Origin of the sequence: Kosakonia sp. CFBP8986, from assembly GCF_034044935.1 — a bacterium.
Taxonomy (GTDB): domain Bacteria; phylum Pseudomonadota; class Gammaproteobacteria; order Enterobacterales; family Enterobacteriaceae; genus Kosakonia; species Kosakonia cowanii.
On record NZ_JAXCXB010000005.1, the window covers coordinates 277,023 to 295,230 of the forward strand.

The 18,208-nt window shown below is 56.3% G+C and carries 14 protein-coding genes; 4 read left to right on the forward strand and 10 right to left on the reverse strand.

The window, feature by feature from the left end; genetic code table 11:
- Positions 1 to 325: 325 nt before the first annotated feature.
- The 3 genes from ansP (at position 326) to SOM48_RS13550 (ending at position 5,155) form a co-directional block, all read left to right on the forward strand.
- Complete coding sequence (gene ansP, locus SOM48_RS13540; RefSeq protein WP_076769817.1) at positions 326 to 1,789, forward strand: L-asparagine permease; 1,464 nt, start codon at positions 326 to 328, stop codon at positions 1,787 to 1,789.
- Between the two features lie 314 nt (positions 1,790 to 2,103).
- Complete coding sequence (locus tag SOM48_RS13545) at positions 2,104 to 3,342, forward strand: EAL and HDOD domain-containing protein (protein WP_128482997.1); 1,239 nt, start codon at positions 2,104 to 2,106, stop codon at positions 3,340 to 3,342.
- Positions 3,343 to 3,589: 247 nt separating this feature from the next.
- Positions 3,590 to 5,155 (forward strand): methyl-accepting chemotaxis protein, encoded by a 1,566-nt coding sequence (locus tag SOM48_RS13550; RefSeq protein WP_320512153.1) that lies wholly within the window; start codon positions 3,590 to 3,592, stop codon positions 5,153 to 5,155.
- 106 nt (positions 5,156 to 5,261) lie between these two features.
- On the opposite strand, the gene SOM48_RS13555 is transcribed toward SOM48_RS13550, so the two are convergent.
- On the reverse strand, positions 5,262 to 5,741 hold the full coding sequence (locus SOM48_RS13555) for a carboxymuconolactone decarboxylase family protein (protein ID WP_313161653.1): 480 nt from the start codon (positions 5,739 to 5,741) through the stop codon (positions 5,262 to 5,264).
- A gap of 91 nt (positions 5,742 to 5,832) precedes the next feature.
- On the opposite strand from SOM48_RS13555, the gene pdxR reads away from it, so the two are divergent.
- Positions 5,833 to 7,254, forward strand: a complete 1,422-nt coding sequence (pdxR, locus tag SOM48_RS13560) for a MocR-like pyridoxine biosynthesis transcription factor PdxR (RefSeq protein ID WP_320512154.1) — start codon at positions 5,833 to 5,835, stop codon at positions 7,252 to 7,254.
- A 152-nt stretch (positions 7,255 to 7,406) separates the two neighbouring features.
- Here the strand turns inward: pdxR and SOM48_RS13565 are convergent, their stop codons facing one another.
- The 9 genes from SOM48_RS13565 to sad form a co-directional block, all read right to left on the reverse strand.
- Entirely contained in the window at positions 7,407 to 8,321 is a 915-nt protein-coding gene (locus SOM48_RS13565) for a bestrophin family protein (RefSeq protein WP_320512155.1), read from the reverse strand.
- A gap of 521 nt (positions 8,322 to 8,842) precedes the next feature.
- A complete protein-coding gene (locus SOM48_RS13570) occupies positions 8,843 to 10,294 on the reverse strand; it encodes a tagaturonate reductase (protein WP_320512156.1) in 1,452 nt (483 codons plus the stop codon).
- 116 nt (positions 10,295 to 10,410) lie between these two features.
- The gene (locus SOM48_RS13575; RefSeq protein WP_288882475.1) at positions 10,411 to 10,935 is read right to left on the reverse strand and encodes a GNAT family N-acetyltransferase; all 525 of its coding nucleotides are present in this window, start codon (positions 10,933 to 10,935) and stop codon (positions 10,411 to 10,413) included.
- 80 nt (positions 10,936 to 11,015) lie between these two features.
- Entirely contained in the window at positions 11,016 to 11,990 is a 975-nt protein-coding gene (locus SOM48_RS13580; protein ID WP_054803987.1) for a GGDEF domain-containing protein, read from the reverse strand.
- A gap of 212 nt (positions 11,991 to 12,202) precedes the next feature.
- On the reverse strand, positions 12,203 to 13,639 hold the full coding sequence (locus tag SOM48_RS13585) for a GGDEF domain-containing protein (protein WP_320512157.1): 1,437 nt from the start codon (positions 13,637 to 13,639) through the stop codon (positions 12,203 to 12,205).
- Between the two features lie 108 nt (positions 13,640 to 13,747).
- The gene (locus SOM48_RS13590; protein WP_320512158.1) at positions 13,748 to 14,110 is read right to left on the reverse strand and encodes a DUF4186 domain-containing protein; all 363 of its coding nucleotides are present in this window, start codon (positions 14,108 to 14,110) and stop codon (positions 13,748 to 13,750) included.
- Positions 14,110 to 15,036, reverse strand: coding sequence for a glutaminase B (gene glsB, locus SOM48_RS13595; protein ID WP_320512159.1), 927 nt, complete (start codon positions 15,034 to 15,036; stop codon positions 14,110 to 14,112). The genes SOM48_RS13590 and glsB overlap by 1 nt, the downstream gene beginning before the upstream one ends.
- A gap of 60 nt (positions 15,037 to 15,096) precedes the next feature.
- A complete protein-coding gene (locus tag SOM48_RS13600; RefSeq protein WP_139964808.1) occupies positions 15,097 to 16,686 on the reverse strand; it encodes a methyl-accepting chemotaxis protein in 1,590 nt (529 codons plus the stop codon).
- Between the two features lie 100 nt (positions 16,687 to 16,786).
- A complete protein-coding gene (gene sad, locus SOM48_RS13605) occupies positions 16,787 to 18,175 on the reverse strand; it encodes a succinate-semialdehyde dehydrogenase (RefSeq protein WP_320512160.1) in 1,389 nt (462 codons plus the stop codon).
- Positions 18,176 to 18,208 lie beyond the last annotated feature (33 nt).

Consider the following 18,208-nt stretch of genomic DNA (forward strand, 5'->3'; position numbering starts at 1 on the left):
ATGAATGATGACAAATGCAGGTGCGGACTGGGTAAAACACCGTTCTATGGTTGTGGTTTTTTCTGTTGCATTTTTCACCATCCTGAATCATTTCCTCTGCTTGATGGAGTTGACTTCACAATTTCGACTAATAGTGTGCTGTTTACGTCTGGGTATGTTTTGCGTCAGTAAACGATTGCGGTTACGATGCTGCGCCATGTTTTCCCTTATCCATACACAGAAACAATGGAAAGAGAGAACGTGTAGCCGACGGTGCAAATCGTGTGGTTTTTGTGCTGCGGCTTGAGACATTCCGCAAGGTCAGACAGGTCAACAGGGTAATGCAATGAAAACAGAGAACAACAACACCACGGAGCATCACGCGGCGAAACGTCGCTGGCTGAACTCTCATGAAGAGGGCTACAGCCGGGCGATGGGTAACCGCCATGTACAAATGATCGCCATCGGCGGCGCAATCGGTACCGGTCTTTTCCTCGGTGCCGGCGCGCGACTGCAAATGGCCGGGCCATCGCTGGCTATCGTCTATCTCGTTTGCGGTATCTTCTCGTTCTTTATTCTGCGTGCGCTGGGCGAACTGGTGTTACACCGCCCTTCCAGCGGCAGCTTCGTCTCTTACGCCCGTGAGTTCCTCGGTGAAAAAGCCGCCTATGTCGCCGGCTGGATGTACTTCATCAACTGGGCGATGACCGGCATTGTCGATATCACCGCCGTCGCGCTTTATATGCACTATTGGGGTGCTTTTGGCGACGTGCCGCAGTGGGTTTTCGCCCTCGGCGCGCTGGCGATTGTCGGCACCATGAACATGATCGGCGTGAAGTGGTTCGCCGAGATGGAGTTCTGGTTTGCGCTGCTGAAAGTGCTGGCGATTGTGCTGTTTCTGGTGGTCGGGACGGTTTTCCTCGGCACCGGCAAACCGCTTGATGGCAACAGCACCGGCTTCCATTTGATTACCGATAACGGCGGCTTCTTCCCCCACGGCATGATGGCCGCACTGGTGCTGGTGCAGGGCGTGGTATTCGCCTTCGCCTCTATTGAGCTGGTCGGTACCGCCGCAGGCGAATGTAAAGAGCCGAAGACCATGGTGCCGAAAGCGATCAACAGCGTGATCTGGCGTATCGGCCTGTTCTACGTTGGCTCGGTGGTGCTGCTGGTGCTTCTGCTGCCGTGGAACGCTTACCAGGCGGGGCAAAGCCCGTTCGTCACCTTCTTCTCGAAGCTTGGCGTGCCATATATTGGCGACGTGATGAATATCGTGGTGTTGACCGCCGCGCTCTCCAGCCTCAACTCCGGCCTCTACAGCACCGGGCGTATTCTGCGCTCAATGTCGATGGGCGGTTCCGCACCGAAATTTATGTCGAAGATGAGCCGCCAGCAGGTGCCGTATGCCGGTATTCTGGCGACAATCTGCGTCTACATTGTGGGCGTGTTCCTGAACTACCTGGTGCCGTCGCAGGTGTTTGAGATTGTGCTTAACGTCGCGTCGCTGGGGATTATTGCCTCCTGGGGCTTTATCGTGGTGTGTCAGATGCGCCTGCGCAAAGCGATCCGCGAAGGCAAAGCAGAAGATGTCAGCTTCAAGATGCCCGGTGCGCCGGTGACTTCCTGGCTGACGCTGCTGTTCCTGCTCAGCGTGCTGGTGCTGATGGCGTTCGACTATCCGAACGGTACCTTCACTATCGGCTCTATTCCGCTGATCGCCGTTCTGCTGATTGCTGGCTGGTTTGGCGTGCGTAAGCGCGTGAACGAAGTGCATGCCACCGCGCCGGCTGAACAGACGCCGCGTACTTAATCCCGCGCCTTAGGCGCTGCGCCATGCCGGACAGCGATTTTGACTGTCACGCAGGCGCAGCGCCTGTTTTATCCCCTGCCTCGCTTACGCTTTCCTGCATATTTGCCGTTTTTTACAGCGTGATGCTGCTACTTTGAGCGGTTACGCTTAAGAATATCCTCATTACCTGTACACTTACCGCTTTGCTGGCCTATATTTTTAGCGCTAAAGGTCACTTTTTTAGTATCAGGCGCACGCTTCAGCTATTCAGGGTGTGTTATAAGCTTATATATTTGTAATACTTATACAAAAGTACACGGTGTACGGGGTGGTGAATGTTTTCTTTTGTGGCCAGACAGGCGATCTTTGATAACCAACTGAACACCGTCGGTTACGAACTGCTGTTCCGCAATAGCATGGATAACCGTTTTCCGGAGATCTCTGCCGAGCAAGCCACGACCCAACTGATCGAAGAGCAGTTTCTCAGTGCGCCTGTCGGACGTAAGAACGATCTGACGACGGTATATGTCAATTTCCCCTACCAGTTACTGATTGACGGCCTTGCCGAAACGCTGCCGAAAAACCGCGTGGTGATCGAAGTCCTCGAAGATGCGCAGCCGGACAAGCAACTGCTGGAGACGGTAAAACGCCTGCAGAACCTCGGCTTTCGCGTCGCCCTTGACGATTTCGCACCCGGCAACCAGTGGGACGCTTTCCTGCCCTATATCGATGTGATTAAGTTTGATATCAGACGAAGCTCACTGGAAGAGATTGACGCCTGGGTCAACGCCAACCGCGATGCGCTGCGCCACGCGGTGCTGCTGGCGGAGAAAGTGGAAACCTATGAGGAGTTCGAAGCCTATAAGAAACTGGGTTTTCGCCTCTTCCAGGGCTACTTCTTCAGCAAACCGGTGGTATCTAAGCGCAACAAGCTGGTGCAGAACCGCGCCTTCGCACTGCGGTTGATGCAGGAGGTTAACGTCGAGTCGCCGAACTTAAACCGCATTGAAGAGCTGTTGAAACGCGATGTCTCCCTCTCGTTTAAGATCATGCGCTATGCGCAGAACATCTTATATAACACACGCGGGATCAGCGGTTTTCGTAACCAGTCCTTACGCGACATTGTGGTTTACCTCGGCATCAACGAGATGCGCCGTTTTGTACTGGTGGCCTGTCTGACGTCGTTTGAGCACGTGACCAATACCGAGATCTACTATCTGAGCCTGATCCGCGCCAAGTTTTGCGAACTGGTGGCGGCGCGCACGTCCAGCAATAATGTCGCCAATGACGCTTTCCTGGTGGGGCTCTTCTCGCTGCTGGATGTGATCCTCGGCCTGCCGCTTGAGGAGCTGATGGAGCAGATCTCCGTCTCGCCGGATGTGGCAACAGCGCTGGAAAAAGAGAGCGGCGAACTCTACCCCTATGTTCACCTCGCCCGCGTCTATGAACAGCGTTTATGGGATGAGACCAGCGCGATTGCAGACAAGATTGGCCTGCCTTACTCCGCAGTATCAGAATTAATGACGCAAGCCACCAAGTGGGCAGATGAGCTGCCGCTGAGTCTTAAAGGTTAATTATTCGCGCACGTCAGGCGTGCGCAAATAATATTTATCGCTTTAAGTTAAATATTATTTCAATTAATTAACACAGCTTCCCGATATTATTTAACACTCCCTCTCCCCTTAAATAAAACCAATGCCGCCTGTGAGATATTTGCCCAAATATCAGTGCGATATGTGATACAGATCGACTTTTAACCTCAATCTTTCTACGGTTTCTGCCGTTATTACTAGTACCACTCTTTTTTAAAACTTCAGGATCATGAAAAAAATTGCGCACGCGACGGTATTAACGAAACTGCTCGTTGGTTTCTCTATTCTTATTGTGATGATGTTAATTGTTGGCATTGTCTCTATTTATCAGCTTAACGGCAGCAAACAACAAATTGATAAATTCCGCCAGCTGCGCATGCCCGGCATTCGCTACACCCTTGAGATGCGCGGGGTGTTAGCGGAAATGCGCTTACAGCAGGTGCAGTACATCGCTTCGACAACCCCCGCTTCCCTCGATCAGCATCGTAATGAACTGCTGCAAAACCAGGAGACGTTCCTCAATGCCCAGCGGCAGTACGCAAAAATCTCTGCCGATGCAACGCCGGAGATGAACGCGCTGTTTGTTACGGTGGTTGATAACTTCAAAAACTTCATCGACGTCAACGCGAAAGTGATTGAGGCGATGAACCACGGCGACGCGGCAGAAGCGGCGAAGATCAGCGGCGTGGTGTCGGCGAAATACCGCACGCAGTTGATGAAAGACCTGGCGACGCTGGTCGATATGGAAGTGGCTATCGGCGATCGGATGGGCGAAACGACGCAGGATAATTACAACCACGCGCTCTATGTGCTGATCGGCTTACTGCTACTGGCGCTGATTACCACAGGCGTGAGCGCCCTCTTTATTTCACGCAGCCTGGCGCGGCAACTGGGCGGCGAGCCGGATTATGCGATGTCGATTATGCAGGCGGTGGCCGCCGGCAAGCTGGAGACGGCAGTCGATTTACGTGAAGGTGATAACAACAGTCTGCTGGCGACGATTAAATATATGAACAGCCAGCTGGCGGAGATTATTCGCGGCATTATTGATGGTAGCGAATCGATCTCCCATGCCGCCGGTGAGATCGCCGAGGGTAATAATGACTTGTCGCAGCGCACCGAGGAGCAGGCGGCTTCGCTGGTGCAGACGTCATCCAACATGCAGCAGATCACGGAAAACGTGAAGAGTAATGCGGAGAACGCCCGTAAAGCGAGCGAGCTGGCGCGCCAGACCTCTGCAACCGCACTCAAAGGCGGCAAAGAGGTTAACGATATGCTGACGCGCATGCATGAGATCTCTGACAGTTCGCAGAAGATTGTCGACATTATTTCGGTAATTGAGGGGATCGCGTTTCAGACCAATATTCTGGCGCTCAACGCCGCTGTGGAAGCGGCGCGCGCCGGTGAACAGGGCAAAGGGTTTGCGGTGGTCGCTGGCGAAGTGCGTAACCTGGCGCAGAAGAGCGCCGATGCGGCAAAAGAGATTAAGCAGTTGATTGAGGGGACGGTGGAAAAAATCACCGACGGTTCACGTTTTGCCGATACCGCCAGCCGTGCGATGGAGGAGATTGTCTCGTCGGTGAATAAGGTGACGGAAATTGTCGCCGATATTTCCGCCGCTTCAACCGAGCAGCACCAGGGGATTAAAGAGATCAGCGTCGCCATCGATCAAATGGACCAGGTGACCCAGCAGAACGCCACGCTGGTGGAACAGGCCGCGGTGGCCGCGCAGTCAATGACGGAGCAGAGCGAGGCGCTGCGTAACTCGGTGCGTTTCTTCCAGCTGGCGCATTAATGGTTGGGTCATCCCTTTCCGGATGCGAATACAGTACCCCGGTTCATTGAGCCGGGGAGTATTGCCGGATGGCGCTGGCGCTTATCCGGCCTACGAAACCGCACGACTATTCGAGATTCGCGCGATCGAGGCCGTAGGCTTTATCGAGCGCGCCCGGCGCGGTTTGCGAGACGATCATCAAACGGTTCCAGGTATTGATAATCGAGATAGCAAACGCCAGCTCTGATAACGCCACTTCATCAAAATGTTCACGCGCCGCGTCATAAATAGCATCGCTTACCCCTTCAGCACCGGGCCGGGTCAGGGCTTCGGTCAACGCCAGTGCCGCCTTCTCTTTCGCGGTGAATAACGGCGATTCGCGCCAGATGGCGACATGATGCAACCGCAGCTCCCGCTCGCCCAGAATTCGTGCCTGTTTAATGTGCATATCCAGACAGAAGGCGCAGCCGTTTAGCTGCGAAGCACGAATATCCACCAGATTTTTTAACGTGCTATCCAGACCGCTGTGGTGCGAGGCCTGGCTGGCATCGGAAAGGGCTTTGATCAGGTCAGGAACGCGCTGGAAGAGATTGATGCGGGTGCTCATATTATTTGCCTCGTTTATTGTTTCAACGGGGGCTATATTACGCATCAATGTCGCAGGAAAAAGATGCAAAAACGCGAAAAACAGGTAGGACATGAAGCCAGGATACAGAGCTATTTATTCGCAGTATCGAGAGAGCATTACGCAGGGTTTGCTTAAGCCCGGCGAGAAAGTCCCCTCGGTGCGCGTGCTGGCCAGCGAACTGGGCGTGGCGCGAAAAACGGTGGAAACCGCGTGGTCGATTCTGATCGGTGAAGGGTTTCTGGTCAGCGATGGCGCGCGCGGCACGCGCGTCAACCCTGAACTGGTGCTGTCGCCGGTCAAGCATAGAGCTCGCGATAAGCCCCTTTCCAACCCGGCGTCAGCGTTTGGCGATGCCGAACGTAAACAGAGCGGTTTCTTACGCCTCGGCATTCCGGCGCTTGATGCCTTCCCGCGCAAAAAATGGCTGCTGCTCAGTGCTAAAGCGGTGCGCGCGCTACATCCAAGCGAAATGCTTACGCCACCGTTAATGGGCTACGCTCCTCTGCGCGACGCTATTGCCCACTATCTGAATGTTTCGCGCGGGCTCACCTGTAGCCCGGAACAGGTGATGATCACCGGCGGGTATCAACATAACTTGCGAGTGATCCTTACCCTGCTTGCAGGCTCACAGCATAAAGTGGTGTTTGAAGAGCCGGGTTATTTTTTAGGCAAGCGCATTCTGGAGCATACGTGCCAACAACTGCATAGCGTGCCGGTCGATAACGACGGTCTGGATATGCAGTTGCTGTTGCACCATCACCATGACGCCCGCCTGCTATTTGTGACACCGTCACACCAAAGCCCACTGGCGGTCACCCTCTCCCTGCCCCGCAGACAGCAGCTGCTGGCATGGGCAACGCAGCACAAAAGCTGGATTGTTGAGGATGATTATGACGGCGAGTTTCACTACACCCGCAAAGTGGTGCCTGCGCTGAAAAGCCTCGATAGTGATGACCGGGTTATCTATATGGGCACCTTCAGCAAAACCATGTTGCCCTCCTTACGCACCAGTTATCTGGTGCTGCCGCGTGCGCTACTCGCGCAGTTCAGGCAAACAGCTGAACTCACCGAGAGCGGCCAGCCGCTGTTAACGCAAAAAATTCTCGCCGCCTTTCTCAGCGAAGGCCACTTTTATAAGCATCTGAAGAAGATGCGCAATCTTTACTCTGCACGGCGCGGGTTCGTGCTGGCAGCTTTGGCGCAGATCTATCCGCAGCTTTTTGATGTAGAGGTGCGCGATGGCGGCATGCACATCATCGCGTTTTTGCGTGATAGCACGCAGGATGTGGCGCTTGCGCAACTCTGGCAACAACATCAGTTGCAGGTCAGCCCGCTTTCAGAATGGTACAGGGGTGATTCGCCACGTTACGGTTTGATTATCGGTTACACCAATGTCACGTCAGCTGAAGAGGCGATTGCACTATTGCAGCGCCCGGCGCAAGAGACGCAGGCGCTGCTGGCAGATGGCTCACGGCAGGCTACTGAAGAGTGAGATATCCCATGCCGTGGCGAGCAGTGACAGGCCAACGATAAACGTCAGCGCGAACGAGAAGGTTTTATCGGACTTTTCCATCGCATGTCCCTCTTTTTAGATGACCTGAGCCAGGAGAGTGAAAAAATCTTACGGCTTACGCCCCTGTAAGTTTAGGTCAATTGGTAATTTTTGTCCGGTGTCAGTTTGACCGGCAGATCTTCGGCGTCTTCCATTTGCAGCAGATCGATTTCAATCGCATTGCAGTAGGCATCCAGCGGCAGATCGTTATCCTCTTCGCCAAACGGATCTTCCAGCTCTTCCGCCAGCGTATCGAGCGAGATAAAGGTGTAGGAGATCAGCACAGAGATAAAGGGCGTCATAAAGTGCAGATCCACCACCAGCGCAAACGGCAGCATGATGCAGAAGAGATAGACGGTGCGGTGCAAAATCAGTGAATAGGCAAAAGGCAGCGGCGTATTAAAGATACGCTCGCAGCCGGCCTGCACCGCGGACATATCGTGTAAGCGCTGAGTAATGCTGTGGAACATAATATCCGACAGCGCTCCTTGTGCCCTGCGCTCGCCCAGCCACTGGCCCATCAACAGCAGAATACGGTTTGCTGGCGAATGGGCATTTAAGACCTGCCGTAACTCATCAGCCGAGAGATATTTTGACAGCACGTCGCCCTGCGGTTTGCGTCGCAGCGTCATGCGCAGCGCGTGGGCAAAGGCGAACTGTAGCTGCATAAAGTGGCGCACGTCACTTTCGTCTGGCAGCGTGGTTTTCACTTCCCGCAGCAGCGAGCGCGAGGCGATCATCAACTGCCCCCATAATAGACGCGCTTCCGAGTAGCGGGCGAAACAGGCGTTGTTGCGAAAACCGAGAAAGATAGCAATCGCCACACCGAGAATGCTGAACGGTGCGACCGTTAGCTTGATGCCCAGCGAGGTGTACCACGGCAGCATCCAGATGACGGCGACCGAGAGCAGGAAGTTCATGGTAAGGCGTGAAGCGATTTTCGGCAGTACGGAGCCATGCCAGACGAAGAGACGAGCAAGCCAGTGTTTTTCAGGACGGACAATCATAATTATTCAGGGGAAAAAGGAGCGCAGCGGCTATTAAACGTGATCAATGTCACAGTTGCAAGTTTGCTAACGGATTGTGACGTAATTTCGCCCTGCTCGACAAGGCATTGGCGCAGAGGTCGCTGGAACCTGTTATACAACTTAGTAATAGTATGTTGTAACTAGATGGGTACTTTCAGCTATCGCTGTTTTGCCGGATGGCGGCTACACCTTATCCGGCCTACGGGATTGAGTAGAGAGTGGAATTGGCGGATAGCGGCTATACCTTATCCGGCCTACGGGATCGAGTGGAGAGTGGAATTGCCGGATGGCGGCTGCGCCTTATCCGGCCTACGGGATTGAGTGGAGTGTGGAATTGCCGGATGGCGGCTGCGCCTTATCCGGCCTACGGGATCGGGTGGAGTGTGGAATTGCCGGATGGCGGCTACACCTTATCCGGCCTACGGGATCGAGTGGAGTGTGGGAGTGAAAAATGTAAGCCGGATAAGCGCCAGCGCCATCCGGCATTTTACAGGCATCTATTAGCAGAGCGGTTTTACCGCTTCGCGCATGCCGCGCAGCAGAATCGCATCCAAATCTTGCGTCACCTGCTCTACCAGGCCTGGCACTTTGCTCAGATCCTGCTCCCAATGATCGCTCACCGACAGCACCGCACTCACCAGCTCGCGGGTGCTGATTTGACGGTCACCATGCTGGCTCCACAGCTGTTGGTAACGCTCAATCCAGTGCGCATCATCCTGCACCGGATAACTTTTCCCGTCACGCTCACTGCGATAAAACGCAATCAGCGCCGCCAGTGCAAACGTCAGGCGCGCAGGTAATTCACCGCTGGCTTTCTGCCCTGCCAGCAGCTGCGGCAGAATGCGGGTGCGGTATTTGGTCATGCCGTTCAGGGCGATGGAGAGCAGTTGGTGTTTGATATAGGGGTTACGGAAACGCCCGGTCACTGCGCTGGCGAAAGACTCCAGTTCGTCGCGCGGCAGATCCAGCACCGGAATGATCTCTTCGTAAATCGCTTTCTCGACAAACGCACAGATCTCGGTATCACTCATCGCTTCGCCAACCGTATCGATACCCGCCTGGAATGCGACTGGCACCAGTGCCGTATGTGCCCCGTTGAGGATCGCCACCTTACGCTCTTTGTATGGCTTGATGTCGTCCACAATCAGCACGTTCAGCGGGTATTTATCCAGACGCAGCTCAGCGGCCAGCGATTTAGGCCCCTGAATAACAAACAGATAGAAGTGCTCGGCAGTATCGAGGAAGGCATCCTGATAACCCAGCTCCGCTTCCAGTTTCGCCACTTCATCACGCGGATAACCGGTAACAATGCGGTCAACCAGCGTTGAGCAGAAGCTGTTCGCCGTCTCAAGCCACTGGATAAATTCCGCGCCCAGCGCCCACTCGTTGGCATAACGCAGCACCAGTTCACGCAGCGCGTCGCCGTTATAATCGATTAATTCACAAGGGATAATTATCCAGCCTTTATCTTGCGCACCGGCAAAATGGCGGAAGCGTTCAAACAGCAGGCGGGTCAGTTTTGCCGGGTAGCTTACCGCCGGGGCATCATCGAATTTATCCCCGGCGTGGTAGCTGATACCCGCTTCAGTGGTATTGGAGAAAACGAAGCGGATATCCGCATTGTGGGCCAGCTTAAGAAACTCGTCATACTGCGTGTAAACACTGATTTCGCGGTTAACGGAGCGGATAAGACGCGCGTCGCTCACCGCTTCGCCCTGCTCGTTGAGGCCGCGAATAATGGTGGTGTAGAGACCATCCTGCGTGCTCAGAGAAGGCGGGAAATCACTCTCGATTGGGCGAACCACCACCACACCGGCGTTAAGGTCGGTGTGCTCATTCAACAGATCGATTTGCCAGTCGATAAAAGCGCGCAAAAAATTCCCTTCGCCAAACTGAATAATACGTTCTGGATAGTCAGCCCCGGGAAAATTGCGACGGTTTAATGTGTTCACAGTGGGTTCCTTTTTAGATTAGTCATACAACCTTGGAAGATTGGTGTAATAACTTATCAGACTTTACGACCATGAAACCCTGTTTTGATCAAACTGGCGCGGCTTATTGGCGCCAGTTATATGAACTTGTAAAAAAGTGTCGTCGCCGTCACATTTCCATTCGGCATCAGCGCGTAACGCGGGATCTCACCCACCCGCTGCCAGCCGCAGGCGATGTAGAAGTTCTCCGCCCCGCTTCCGGTCGCTGTATCCAGCACCAGCACGCTTTTCCCGTGCGCCTGCGCCTCACGCTCAAGGGTTGTCATCAGGCGACGCGCCAGCCCCTGACGCCGCGCGTTATCATGCACCAGTAATTTCGAGACATCGGCGCGGTGCGGCTGGTTTTCCGGCTGATCGAGCACCACCTGAACGGCGCCTACAATCTCGCCCGCCTCATCCTGCGCGGCCAGCACAATGCGCTCACCGCGCGTTACGCTTGCGGCAACGCCGGACCAAAACTGATGTGATTTTTCCCGCGAAAGCGGATGCATAAAGCTGACGGAGGCACCGCCGGCGACGCAGTTTTCCAGCACGCCGCACAGGCTGTCGATATGGCAGAGGATCGCCTCACCAGAGAGGCTATTGATATGATAAGCGGTCATTTGTCTTCCTTGTAAAATGACCACTATTCAACGCGGAACGGGCTAACTCAAGCGCCGCGCCCATACGATTTTGTTATGGATCAGCGCCCGCGATTGTTGCGGGATTTCATGGCATACATCTTCTCATCCGCCTCTTTCATCCAGCTGCGGAGATCGTCATTTCCATCGTGATTAAATTCGCTGATGCCCCAGGAGAAACCGAGCTTCCAGGGTTTGCCCGACTGCTGGTTCCAAGCCTCAACCTGTTCGACCAGATGCTGCATCGCAATCCATGCGCCCTCTTCATTAGTGTCAGAGAAGACAATCGCGAACTCGTCGCCGCCGTAGCGAACTCGCAGATCCGCTTCGCGCAGGCTGGCGGTCATCACCTCCGCCATCGCCTTTAGGGCTTCATCCCCTTCGCCGTGGCCGTAGGTGTCATTAATCTCTTTGAAGTTATCAAGGTCGATCCACGCGAGCGTCAATGGCTGCGCGCGGCGGCGTGCGCCAACAATCGCGAACTTCGCCAGGTTATCGAAGCCACGGCGGTTAAAGAGGCCGGTTAACTCATCGGTCGTCGCCGCGCTCATCACCGCGAACTCATCTTCGACAATCATGGCGAAATCTTTCAGGGTATCGACTTCCGCACCGGAAAAGCCGCGCGCTGCTTTATCAATCACGCACAGCGATCCCACCAGCGCACCGTCCGGCAGGCGCAGCGGGTAACCGGCATAGAAACGAATATGCGGTTCGCCGGTCACCAGCGGATTATCGGTAAATCGCTCATCAAGATGGGTGTCTTCAATGATCATCGCCGTTTCAGACAAAATGACGTGACCGCAAAAGGAGATGTTGCGCGGCAGAGTGGGATTGTCTGCCGGATAACCGCCGGTGGATTTGAAGTGCAATGTCTCTTCATCAACCAGCGTGATAAGCGCTGCCGGGACATTGAACATCCGTTGCGCCAGGCGCGTTAAGCGGTCTAAACGGGCGTTGACACCACCCTCCAGCAGGCCGGAGTCATGCAATGACGCCAGGCGCTGTGCCTCATTTGCGGGAATCGCAGGTGTTTTCATAGAGTGCCGATCTCATCATTCTCAGTCTGGACCGCCGCGCTCGTGCAAACGGGCGAGTAGACAACGGTTTACAGCATTAAGCGTAGCCTATTCGGCACGTTTGTCAGGGTGTGCGAATCCGCTGCTTGCGACCGCGCGACGTTAATCATATGGGTCTCAAAAATCAGCCGCAAGATATTTATAAGTTATTAATATTTATTGTGTTGCTTATTTCACGTGGCGGGCGAAACAGCCACTTCCTGCGCATCGCTTTGGTTATCGCTAGTACAGTTTCTGCCATGTTTCTTCGAGCGGTAGAGATGCTCATCGGCCTCGGCCAGCAGATCATTGAACCCCTCTGTTAACTGGCGTGGGTCGGGCGTGCCGTGCCCGATGCCGACGCTCATCGTCAGATGCAACGTCTGCTGACGCCATTTAAAGTGATGGTTTTCCACAGCACGGCGCAGCGTCTCCGCCAGCGCTTTTCCTGCCGTCGCATCTTTCGTTACGGCGACCACCACAAACTCCTCGCCGCCCATGCGCGCCACCAGCCCGCGAGTGCCAAGCTCTTGCTGCACTTTTTGCGCGAACGAAGTCAGCACTTTGTCGCCGCACTCGTGACCATAACTGTCATTGACGCTTTTGAAATAGTCGATATCCATCAGCATCACCGAAAGATGTTTGCCGACAAAGCGCTTCTCCTCTTTGCGCAGGGCTTCATACAGGCCGGAGCGGGAGTAAACGCGGGTGAGGAAATCAAAATCGGCGCGCAGCGACACCTGGCGCATCAGGCGGTTGATAGCTTCAACGCTGACCGAGACGATCACCGGGCAGATGGCCATCGTTGCCACGCCAAGGCGCGCCGAGAGCATCTGCGGAATATCAAACGGCGAGTGGACGTGAATATCGATCTGCCCGCTGGAGACCAGCATAATCTCCAGCCCGCCGGTGATAAGCGTCACCAGGCAGGTTAACGGCAGTGAATAGCGCACCGCGCACCAGATCAGCGCCGGGAGCGGAAACGCCAGGCTTCCGGCACCGCCAATCACCACTGAGGCGGCGACCGACACTGCCAGCGCAAGGATCGGCATCACCTGCGGCAGTGAAAAAACCTTAAGCGCGCGCGGGCGCGTCATGGTCAGCAGGCACGGCAAAATCAGCACGCCCGTTGAGAACTGCTCGCCAAACCAGTCCGCCAGCAGCGGCCAGAAACCCTGATCGTCGATCCCGACCGAGCCCAGCGCGCCAAAGAAGGCGCAGAGCAGCGCCGCCACCAGACAGTAGCTAAAGAGTTTCAGAGCATTGATCGGCTGTGGCGTCTTCACCATCTGGCGGCGCTCACGACCAATAAGCTGCGCCATAGTGATGATAAACACCATATTAGAGAAGTTGATGATCAGCGACGCCGTGCCCCAACTGGTGGTGACGGCATCGTAAGCCAGCATCGCGACGTAGCTGATTAAGTAGTAGTGCCAGCGGTGCAAAAACGCGTAGCGGGCAAAAACACCGGCCATTACCGCGTTCAGTGGCCAGAAGAGCGACAGCTCTTCGACCAGGCGCATCATCGCGCCGATAAAATAGAACAGCGTGGTCAGCGCAAAAATCATCCCCGCATTGATCAGCGGGGTCTCTTCCCTGAACGGACGCCAGGATGACAACAAAGCTCGCATCAAATCTCAATTCCTGTCGCGGGCGGCAGGAGCTGCCCGAAGTAGCGTCGGAAATAGCCTAAAGCTTAGCATGCTTGTTTTCCGCTATAGGGTGTTGCGCAAACGCCATCAGCGCGGCGAATTCATCTGTATCACCAGCCAGTGATAAATCACATCAACAACATACTGCTGCTGCGCCGGCGACAGCGGCTGGCCCGCCGCAATGGCGTGCCACTTCGCCAGACAGCCGCGGCAACAGGTGGCGGTAGCATGCTGGGCGATAAATACCGGGTGGCCGCGCATCGGCGTCTGTTTACCGTCATTGTCAGGCAGCGCAGGCGCAAGGCGTCGGGCGACGAAATCGGCGGCGTGGGCAGCAATCACCTCTGCCCCCTTCTCTTCGCAGTAGTGCCGCTCCTTTGCACCTAAGCGGAAACGGGAGCGAAAGGTTGAGCGCCCAAGGCGGGCAAACAGCGCGTCGAAATCCGCCATCAGTAGACCGATCTGCCAAGACGCTGGCTGAGCGCTTCCAGCAGCGCGACGCCCGCCAGCGAGTTGCCCGCGTCATCCAGCTCCGGGCTCCACACCGCAATCGCCATCTCATGAGGCACTATCGCCACAATCCCGCCGCCAACGCCCGACTTCGCCGGCAGGCCGACGCGGAAGGCAAACTCCCCGGCGTTCTGGTACATACCGCTGGTCGCCATCAGGGCGTTAATCTGCCGCGCCTGCCTTGGCGATACTACCGGCTGGCCGAGGTGCTCCGCCTGCCCGCTCTGCGCTAAAAAGAGAAAGGTGCGCGCCAGCTCAGCGCAGCTCATCTTCAGTGCGCAGTAGTGGAAGTAATTTTGCAGAACGGTGGTGACATCATTGTGGAAGTTGCCGAAAGACTTCATCAGCCAGGCGATGGCGGTGTTGCGCGCGGCATTGTCGAACTCCGATCGCGCCACCGCCGTGTCGTAAACGATATCCTCGACGCCTGCGAGCTTGCGTACAATCTCCAGCATGCGCTGGCGCGGCGCGCTGAGGCGGCTTTGCAGCATATCGCACACCACCAGCGCCCCGGCGTTAATGAAAGGATTGCGCGGTTTGCCCTGCTCAATCTCCAGCTGCAGCAACGAGTTAAAAGGCTGGCCGGAAGGATCTTTACCGACGCGCTGCCAGATCTCCTCCTCGCCGTAGTGGTTCATTGCCACCACCAGGCTAAGCACTTTTGAGATCGACTGAATGGAGAAGCGCTCATCGGCATCACCCGCCTGATAGTGCTCCCCATTGACGGTGCTGATCGCGATACCCAGTTTATTGCCGCTGACTGCCGCCAGCGCCGGGATATAATCCGCGACCTTTCCGCGTCCCAGCAGCGGGTGTACCTGGTCGACTATCGCCCCCAGCACGCCATTATCCATCACCGATGCCACTTTCACTCCTCGCCCACAGGCCAAATCGGGCTGCGAGTATACCAGAGCTGTTTTGCCGCGTCAGGCGCTGAGACGAAAACGCGCAACCGCTTGCATTAATACTTGCGAATCGTGATAAAGCTGCTCGGAGGCCGCTGCTGCCGTGGTCACCAGCTCACCGGTGCGCCGCGCCACGCTGTTAAGGGAGTGAAGGCGTCGGGTCATCTTATGGATGCTCTCGCCCTGGCTCAGCGTGGCGGCAGAGATTTCACTCAACACCCCGCTCAGATGCCCGACCAGCCCGGTCACCTGTTGCAGGTTATCTTCGAGACGGCTCACCGCCTGGGTGCCATCATTGATCCCCTGCAATGAGTGGTTAATCAGCTGCTGAATGGTTTGCGTCGAGTGGCTGCTCTTACGCGCCAGCAGACCCACCTCTTTAGCTACCACCGCAAAGCCGCGCCCGTGGTTGCCCGCATGCGCCGCCTCAATGGCGGCATTCAGCGCCAGAATATTGGTCTGAAACGCCACGCCGTCGATCAGCGCCACGATATTGCGCATCTCGGCAGAGCGGTCAACAATCTCACGCATTGACTGCGTGACCGTCTCCATCATCCTGTCGCCGCCCGCCGCCACTTTACGTGCTTCATCCGCCTGTTGGCGCGCCTCTTCAGCAAAACCGGTATTCCCTTCGACATGGGACTCCAGCGTAGCGATATGCTCGGTAACATCGTTCAGCTCCTGCGCCTGCTTCGCCGACTGCTGATTAAGCGACTGGTTGCCTTCCGCCAGGCTGCCGATGGTGCCAATCATTGACGCGGTGGCGTCGCTCACCTGCATCACTAGCTGTTGCAGCCCCCGCTGCATGGTACCGACGCTGTCGCTAAGCTGAGTGATTTCGCGGTTGAAACGCTGCACCGGTGGCAACGGCGTGCCGAGATCGCCGGCGGCAAGAATATTGATATGGGCAATCAGTGTGCGCAGCGGCGTGATGACCCAGCGCGACATGCCGAACCACACCACAAGCGCAATGGCGACCAGCAGCGCCGGGATCAGCATAAAGACCTGCTGCAAACGGCTGAGGCTGGCAAGCAGCGACTGCCTTCCCTGTTCGGCGTGCTGCGCGCCCGCCTGCTGGAAACGGGCGTAGTTATCGTTGAAATCGGCCTGGAATGCCTGCGCCGGAACGGCAAAAAAGGCGTCGATCGACTGGGTTTTCACCAGCCCATCAGCCTGCTCTTTCAGCGCGCCATAAAAGAGCTGGTAGCTGTTGACCAGCCCGTCATCTTTTGGCGGATTGAGCGCCTGAAAGGCAAGCCAGGCTTTATTCGACGCGGCCAGCGCCTGCTGGGTTTCGTCCATCAGGCTGTGCCAGCTGCCGTCTGAACCGGTCGCTTTATCCTGCATAAAGTAGACGCCGGCGCGGTTGAGCAGATCGCTTGCGCTGAGAAGCGCAATGCGCGCCTCATCGGCCCGCACCTGTTGCAGATGCGCCTGTTGGTTCAGGCTCTCATCGTGCTGCGCGCTGCGAAGCGAGGCGGTAAGGAAAAAGGAGGAGGCGATTTGCAGGGCGGAAAAGAGTGCGATGATGCAAAAAATTCCGGCCAACAAACCAAACTGCTGCGGTGCGATACGCCGAAAAATTCGGCGAAAAATTTGTGTTAAGTTCATGATATTCATCTGTAACCACTAAGTTGCGGTGAGTCTACAAAAGGATCATGACACATCCATGACAGCCAGTGATGACGCGCCCCACAGGGGCGCGTTGCGCTTACAGACGATCTTTCCACACGGTCTGAACGTTGCAGAACTCGTGCAAACCAAAGTGGGAGAGTTCGCGCCCAAAGCCGCTCTTCTTCACGCCGCCGAAAGCCACGCGCGGATCGCTGGCGCTAAAGCCGTTGATAAACACGCCGCCGCACTCGAGATTATCGGCAAACCATTCGGCCTGCGCGCTGTCGGCAGTGAATACCGTGGCCGAGAGGCCAAAGTCGCTGTCGTTGGCCAGCGCCAGCGCATGCTCTGCATCACGGGCGATGGTGATCGCCGCAACCGGGCCAAACAGCTCCTGGCGGAATGCTGTCATCTGCGGCGTAACGTTGGTCAGCACCGTCGCCGGGTAGTAGTTGCCGTTGCCCGGCGTCTTCTCGCCGCCGAGCCGCACGGTGGCGCCCTCTTTGATGCTCGCCTCAACCTGAGCGTGCAGCTCGTCGCGCAGATCGAAGCGCGCCATCGGCCCGAGGTAGTTCTCCTCTTTTTCCGGCGCGCCCTGCTGTAATGCCGCCGCCGCAGCGACAAATTTCTCGGTGAACGCGTCGGCAATCCCCTCTTCAACAATGAAGCGTTTCGCCGCGGCGCACACCTGCCCGGTGTTCTGATAACGCCCGGCAACGGCGGCTTTCACCGCCAGATCGAGATCGGCATCGTTGAGCACGATAAAGGGATCGGAACCGCCCAGTTCGAGCACGCACTTTTTCAGCGCCGCACCGGCCTGAGCACCGATTGCCGCCCCGGCACGCACGCTGCCGGTGACGGTCACGGCGGCAATGCGTGCATCGTTAATCGCCTGGCTGACGCCCTCATTTGTGGCGTTGACCCAGCCAAAGACGCCCGGCGCAAACCCGGCTTCGCTGAAGAACTCACCGATCAGCGCCGCGGATCCGAGCACATTCGGCGCATGTTTTAACAGATAGCTGTTGCCTGCCAGCAAGATCGGCACCGCGCCGCGCAGCACCTGCCAGAGCGGGAAGTTCCACGGCATCACCGCCAGAATCGGCCCCAGCGGGCGATATTCGATGCGCGCACGCTGCGCTTCAACCTGGGTGGCTTCGCTGCCGAGCATCAGCGGGCCGTGTTCGGCGTACCAGTCGCACAGCGCGGCGGATTTCGCCACTTCTGCCCGCGCCTGCAGGATCGGTTTGCCCATCTCTTCACTCATCATCTGCGCCATCTCTTCTGCGCGGTGACGCAGCACGGCGGCCAGATCGCGCAGCTTCTGCGCGCGCTCATTGACGCTGACGTTGCGCCACTGGCGGTAGCCGCTATCGGCCAGCGCCAGCGCGCGATCAACCTCTTCGCGGCTGGCCCACGGTGTGGCGCGCAGGGTTTCACCCGTCGCCGGGTTGATGGAGAGTGCATGGGTGGTTGCGGTCGGAGACATTATTTTTTCCCTCAATGATTTCAGAACTTGCAT

Excerpts from the sequence above, each read along its gene's own strand:
- SOM48_RS13590 (WP_320512158.1), bottom strand. The coding sequence starts at position 14,110 with ATGGCGGATTTCGACGCGCTGTTTGCCCGCCTTGGGCGCTCAACCTTT.
- pdxR (WP_320512154.1), top strand. The coding sequence starts at position 5,833 with ATGAAGCCAGGATACAGAGCTATTTATTCGCAGTATCGAGAGAGCATT.
- SOM48_RS13550 (WP_320512153.1), top strand. The coding sequence starts at position 3,590 with ATGAAAAAAATTGCGCACGCGACGGTATTAACGAAACTGCTCGTTGGT.
- SOM48_RS13585 (WP_320512157.1), bottom strand. The coding sequence starts at position 13,639 with ATGCGAGCTTTGTTGTCATCCTGGCGTCCGTTCAGGGAAGAGACCCCG.
- SOM48_RS13565 (WP_320512155.1), bottom strand. The coding sequence starts at position 8,321 with ATGATTGTCCGTCCTGAAAAACACTGGCTTGCTCGTCTCTTCGTCTGG.
- ansP (WP_076769817.1), top strand. The coding sequence starts at position 326 with ATGAAAACAGAGAACAACAACACCACGGAGCATCACGCGGCGAAACGT.
- SOM48_RS13545 (WP_128482997.1), top strand. The coding sequence starts at position 2,104 with ATGTTTTCTTTTGTGGCCAGACAGGCGATCTTTGATAACCAACTGAAC.
- SOM48_RS13555 (WP_313161653.1), bottom strand. The coding sequence starts at position 5,741 with ATGAGCACCCGCATCAATCTCTTCCAGCGCGTTCCTGACCTGATCAAA.
- sad (WP_320512160.1), bottom strand. The coding sequence starts at position 18,175 with ATGTCTCCGACCGCAACCACCCATGCACTCTCCATCAACCCGGCGACG.
- SOM48_RS13600 (WP_139964808.1), bottom strand. The coding sequence starts at position 16,686 with ATGAACTTAACACAAATTTTTCGCCGAATTTTTCGGCGTATCGCACCG.
- SOM48_RS13580 (WP_054803987.1), bottom strand. The coding sequence starts at position 11,990 with ATGAAAACACCTGCGATTCCCGCAAATGAGGCACAGCGCCTGGCGTCA.
- SOM48_RS13575 (WP_288882475.1), bottom strand. The coding sequence starts at position 10,935 with ATGACCGCTTATCATATCAATAGCCTCTCTGGTGAGGCGATCCTCTGC.